The 5,386-nt window shown below is 74.2% G+C and carries 5 protein-coding genes; 4 read left to right on the top strand and 1 reads right to left on the bottom strand.

Annotated elements, in window-relative coordinates; translation table 11 throughout:
• The first annotated feature begins 60 nt into the window (after positions 1–60).
• Genes ACIQPQ_RS09685 through ACIQPQ_RS09670 form a run of 4 tightly spaced genes read left to right on the top strand, consistent with a single transcriptional unit; the run spans position 61 to position 3,641 of the window.
• Entirely contained in the window at positions 61–255 is a 195-nt protein-coding gene (locus tag ACIQPQ_RS09685; RefSeq protein ID WP_401302013.1) for a ferredoxin, read from the top strand.
• A gap of 46 nt (positions 256–301) precedes the next feature.
• Positions 302–1,369, top strand: a complete 1,068-nt coding sequence (locus tag ACIQPQ_RS09680) for a glucose-1-phosphate thymidylyltransferase (RefSeq protein WP_383776958.1) — start codon at positions 302–304, stop codon at positions 1,367–1,369.
• Positions 1,366–2,382: a dTDP-glucose 4,6-dehydratase gene (rfbB, locus tag ACIQPQ_RS09675; RefSeq protein WP_401302010.1), complete on the top strand. Its 1,017-nt coding sequence runs from the start codon at positions 1,366–1,368 to the stop codon at positions 2,380–2,382. The genes ACIQPQ_RS09680 and rfbB overlap by 4 nt, the downstream gene beginning before the upstream one ends.
• Positions 2,379–3,641 (top strand): NAD(P)/FAD-dependent oxidoreductase, encoded by a 1,263-nt coding sequence (locus ACIQPQ_RS09670; RefSeq protein ID WP_401302007.1) that lies wholly within the window; start codon positions 2,379–2,381, stop codon positions 3,639–3,641. Before rfbB ends, ACIQPQ_RS09670 begins: the two co-directional genes overlap by 4 nt.
• Here the strand turns inward: ACIQPQ_RS09670 and ACIQPQ_RS09665 are convergent.
• A complete protein-coding gene (locus ACIQPQ_RS09665) occupies positions 3,587–5,212 on the bottom strand; it encodes an alpha/beta hydrolase (RefSeq protein WP_401302004.1) in 1,626 nt (541 codons plus the stop codon). The two genes, ACIQPQ_RS09670 and ACIQPQ_RS09665, sit on opposite strands and share 55 nt — an antisense overlap.
• Positions 5,213–5,386: the final 174 nt, after the last annotated feature.

Genomic DNA, 5,386 nt, shown 5'->3' with positions numbered 1-5,386 from the left:
CGACCACCCGCCCCACCACCTCCACCGAACACCGAGAACCGAGAGGGACAGGACCGACCCATGAAGATCAACGTGGACCGTGACCGCTGCGTCGGCGCCGGACAGTGCGTGCTGGCCGCCCCGGCCGTCTTCGACCAGAGCGGCGACGACGGCCTCGTGGAACTCCTCCAGCCCGAGCCCGGCCAGGACCAGCACGACGCGGTCACCGAGGCCGAACTCATCTGCCCCTCCGGCGCCGTCGAGATCCACCCCTGACGGCCCGCGCCCTCACCGACGACACCAGTTAGGCGGGATGCACACCGTGAAGGCTCTCGTGCTGTCCGGAGGTGCGGGGACACGGCTGCGGCCGATCACGCACACCTCCGCCAAGCAGTTGGTGCCGGTCGCCAACAAGCCCATCCTCTTCTACGGCCTGGAGGCCATCGCCGACGCGGGCATCACCGAGGCCGCGATCGTGGTCGGCGACACCGAGCAGGAGATCCGGGACGCCGTCGGCGACGGCTCCGCCTTCGGCCTCGACATCACCTACCTGCGGCAGGAGGCCCCCCTCGGTCTCTCGCACGCCGTGCTCATCGCCCGCGACTTCCTCGGCGACGACGACTTCGTGATGTTCCTCGGCGACAACTTCCTCTTCGGCGGCATCAACGACTCGGTGGACGCCTTCCGCAAGGAACGCCCCGACGCGCAACTGCTGTTGACCCGCGTCCCGGACCCGACCGCGTTCGGTGTCGCCGAACTCGACGACGCGGGACGGCTGATCGGCCTGGAGGAGAAGCCTCGCGCGCCGCGCAGCGACCTCGCCCTGGTCGGCGTCTACCTGTTCGGCCCGGCCATCCACGAGGCGGTCCGCGCCATCACCCCGTCCGCGCGCGGCGAGCTGGAGATCACCGACGCCGTGCGGTGGCTCCTGGAACGCGACCACGACGTCCGCACCACGATCGTCACCGGCTACTGGAAGGACACCGGCACCGCCGCCGACATCCTCGACGTCAACCGGCGGCTGCTGGAACTCCTGGAGTACCGGGTCGACGGCGACGTGGACGACCTCAGCGAGATCGTCGGCCGGGTCCGCGTCGACGCCGGAGCCGTCATCCGCGGCTCCCGCATCGTCGGCCCCGCCGTCATCGGCCCCGGCACCGTCGTGGAGAACTCCTACGTCGGCCCGTCCACGTCCATCGGCGAGAACTGCCTCATCCGCAACAGCGAGATCGAGTTCTCCATCGTGCTGCGCGAGTCCACCTTCGACGGCGTCTGCCGGGTGGAGGGCTCCCTCGTCGGCCGCAACGTGCGCGTCTCCCTCGGCCCCCGGGTACCGGCCGTGCACCGGCTCGTCATCGGCGACCACGGGCGGGTGCAGATCTCCTCATGACCACCCCGCCCCCCGCACCGGCCGCCCCCGCCACCCGCGTCCTCGTCACGGGCGGCGCGGGCTTCATCGGCTCGCACCACGTCCGCACCCTCCTCGGCCCCGACGGCCCCGGTGATGTCGAGGTCACCGTCCTGGACCTGCTCACCTACGCGGGCAACCCCGCCAACCTCGACGCGGTCCGCGACCACCCCGCGTTCACCTTCGTCAAGGGCGACATCTGCGACACGGCCCTCGTCGACGAACTGACGGCGGGCCACGACGAGGTGGTGCACTTCGCCGCCGAGTCCCACGTGGACCGCTCCATCCTCGACTCCTCCGCCTTCGTCCGCACCAACGTGCTGGGCACCCAGACCCTCCTGGACGCCGCCCTCCGGCACGGCGTGCGCACCTTCGTCCACGTCTCCACCGACGAGGTGTACGGCTCCCTCGACACCGGCGCCTGGACCGAGGACAGCCCCCTCCTGCCCAACTCGCCGTACGCCGCCGCGAAGGCCTCCTCCGACCTGATCGCCCTCGCGTACCACCGCACCCACGGCCTCGACGTCCGCGTCACCCGCTGCTCCAACAACTACGGCCCCCACCAGTACCCCGAGAAGATCATCCCGCTGTTCGTCGGCAACCTCCTCGACGGCCGCACCGTCCCCCTCTACGGCGACGGCGGCAACGTCCGCGACTGGCTCCACGTCGACGACCACGTCCGCGGCGTCGAACTCGTCCGCACCCAGGGCCGCCCCGGCGAGGTCTACAACATCGGCGGCGGCACCGAACTCACCAACTGCGCCCTCACCGAACTCCTCCTCGACGCCTGCGGCGCGGGCCCCGACCGGATCGAGCACGTCACCGACCGCAAGGGCCACGACCGCCGCTACTGCGTCGACTGGACCAAGATCCGCGACGAACTCGGCTACCGCCCCCGCACCGACTTCCCGACCGGCCTCGCCGCGACCGTCGCCTGGTACCGCGAGCACCGCGCATGGTGGCAGCCGCACCCCGCGCCCGGAGGGACCCCGTGACCGCGCCGCGCGTCCTCGTCGTCGTCGGCGCGGGCGCCGCGGGCGTCACCACCGCCGAGACCCTCCGCCGCCAGGGCTACGACGGCCGCCTCACCGTCGTCGGCGCCGAGACCCGCCCGCCCTACGACCGGCCGCCGCTGTCCAAACAGGTCCTCGCCGGACGCTGGGAGCCCGACCGGGTCCGCCTGCGCGCCCCCGAGGCGTACGAGCGGCTCGGCGTCGACCTGCGCACCGGCAGCCCCGCCGTCCGCCTGGACCGCGCGGCCCGTACGGTCGAACTCGCCGACGGCACCCGGCTGACCGCCGACGCCGTCGTCGTCGCCACCGGGGTCCGGCCCCGCCCGCTGCCCGGCGCCGACGGCCTCACCGGCGTCCACGTCCTGCGCACCGCCGACGACGCCCTCGCCCTGCGCGCCGACCTCACCGCAGGGCGGCGCCTCGTCGTCGCGGGCGCGGGACTCCTCGGCACCGAGGCCGCGATCGCCGCCGCCGGGCTCGGCGCGGAGGTCACCCTCGTCGGCCCCGACGCGGTACCGCTGCTCGACCTGGTCGGCCCGCACGCGGCCGGCCTCGCCGCCACCGTCCACCGCGCCCTCGGCATACGGCTGCTGCGCGGCCGGGTCACCGGCGTCGAGGGCCGCGCGGGCGCCGTCACCGGCGTCCGCCTCACCGACGGCGAGCTGCTGCCCGCGGACACCGTCCTCGCCGCGACCGGCTCCCTGCCCGTCACCGACTGGCTCGACGGCAGCGGCGTCCCCGTCGCCGACGGGGTGGCCTGCGACGCCCTCGGCGCGGCCGGACCCGGCGTGTGGGCCGTCGGCGACGTCGCCGCCCGCCCCGACCCGCGCACCGGCCGCCTCCACCGGCAGGAGCACCGCACCCACGCCACGGAGAGCGCCGTCGCCGTCGCCCGCAACCTCCTCGCCGGGGACGGGGCACGCCCGTTCACGGTCCTGCCGTACTTCTGGACCGACCAGGACGACCTCAAGATCCAGGTGTTCGGGGAGATCCGCCCGGCCGACCCCGCCCACGTCGTCGACGGCGACCCCGCCGAGCGCCGTTTCACCTCGGTCCACGTCCACGACGGGCGGGTGCGCGGCGCCGTCGCCGTCAACCTGCCCCGCGCCGTCCGGCACCTGCGGCCCCTGGTGGAGAGCGGCGCACCCTGGCCGGGGCAGGAGCGGCCCGAGGGAGCGGCCGTCGGTCAGTCGTCGGTGTCGGCGGCGCAGGAGCTGCCGCTCGGCGGGAGGGAGCCGTAGAGCAGGAAGTCGTCCACCTTGCGGTGCACGCACTTCGACGAGCCGTACCCGGTGTGCCCCTCGCCCCGGTGGTCGAGCACCACCGCCGACGGCCCCAGCCGCTTCGCCGTCTCCACCGTCCACCGGTACGGCGTCGCCGGGTCGCCGCGGGTGCCGACCAGCAGGATCTTCGGCGTGTCCAGGTCCTTGACCTCGTCGCGGATGTAGTCGGTGCCCTTGGGACGGCCGTAGCACATCAGGACCTGGGTGAGCCGGTACCGGCCGAACACCGGCGAGGCCTCCTCGTACCCGGCGCGCAGCCGCCTGAGGTCGGCGGTGATCCGCGCGGCGGACGGCCGGTCGGGGTCGTCGGCGCAGTTGACCGCCATCAGCGCCGCCGGGAGGTTGTCCAGCGGGACGTCCTCCTCGTCGACCAGCGCCCCGGACGGGTCCGTCCCGTCGTCGGCGGCCCGCTCGCGCGGGGACGGCGCGGTCCGCACCGGCAGCGCCATGCCGCCGGTCGCGAAGGCCAGCACGCCGTTGGTGTCGCCGCTCTCCACCAGCTGGGCCAGCGCCCGCTGGAGCGACGGCCACAGCTCCTTGCTGTAGAGGCCCTGCCCGATCGCGCCCACCAGGTCCTGGCCGGTGAAGTCGTCCCCGAAGTCGGTCGGCAGCGGGTCCTCGTCCAGCGACCGGATCAGCTTCACCACCTCCTCGCGGGCGGTGCGCGCGTCCTGCCCGAACGGGCACGCGATGTCCTTCACGCACCAGTCCACGAAGTCGTCCAGCGCCACCTGCTGGCCGCGCGCGCCCGCGATGCCCTGCTCGGCAAGGGACTCCGTCAGCGTGTCCACGCCGTCCAGGACCATCCGGCCCACCTTGCCGGGGAACTGCGCCGCGTAGACCGCGCCCAGCCGGGTGCCGTAGGAGAAGCCCAGGTAGTTGAGCTTCCGGTCGCCGACGGCCGCCCGCATCACGTCCATGTCGCGGGCGGCGTCCACGGTCCCGATGTGGGGGAGCACGGGCCCGGAGTGGTCGGCGCAGGCGTCGGCGGCCTTCTTCAGCTGCGCGAGCAGGCCGCTCGGGTCGCCGAGGTCGCCGGGTTCGTCGTCCAGGGCGGCGAACGCGTCGTCCTCGCCGTCGCCGCAGCTCACCGGGGAGGACCGGCCGACGCCGCGCGGGTCGAAGCTCACCACGTCGTAGGCGTCGGTGAGGTCCATGAACTCCTTGCCGCCGTAGGCGATCTCGGGGACGCCCGGACCGCCGGGCCCGCCGAAGTTCAGCAGGACCGAGCCGCGCCGGTCGCCCGTGGCCCGGTAGCGGGCCACCGCCAGCTCCATCGTGCGGCCCTTCGGCCGGGCGTAGTCGACGGGCACCGTCACCTTGCCGCACTGGAGGTCGTCGGGCATGCCCTCGCCCGTGCAGCGCGACCATCGGATCGTCTGGTCGTAGAACCGGGAGAGGGCGGCGTCACGGTCGTCGTCCGGGTCCGCCGCCGCCCTCGACAGGCCCGCGCCGAGCAGCGTCAGCGCGGTCGCGGCGGCGAGCGCGCCGCTCCGCAGCACGGGCCGGGTATCCGTCTTGGCCAGCATGAATGCCTCCAGGGACGTGCGCGGCGGACCGTGGTCCGGCGCCCCGGCCCACGATAGGCGGGCTCCCTCGGACCCGCCTCCGGACATCCGTCCCCGCCCCACGAGGGCCCCCGCCCGGCCCGGTCGCGTACGGGCTGACGGCTTTGACACCAGTTCGACCGGGGTGCCACCCAA

Origin of the sequence: Streptomyces sp. NPDC091281 (genome assembly GCF_044757425.1) — a bacterium.
Lineage (GTDB): Bacteria > Actinomycetota > Actinomycetes > Streptomycetales > Streptomycetaceae > Streptomyces.
The sequence above is the reverse complement of the archived record's forward strand: the minus strand, read 5'-3'. Positions and strand labels throughout refer to the sequence as shown.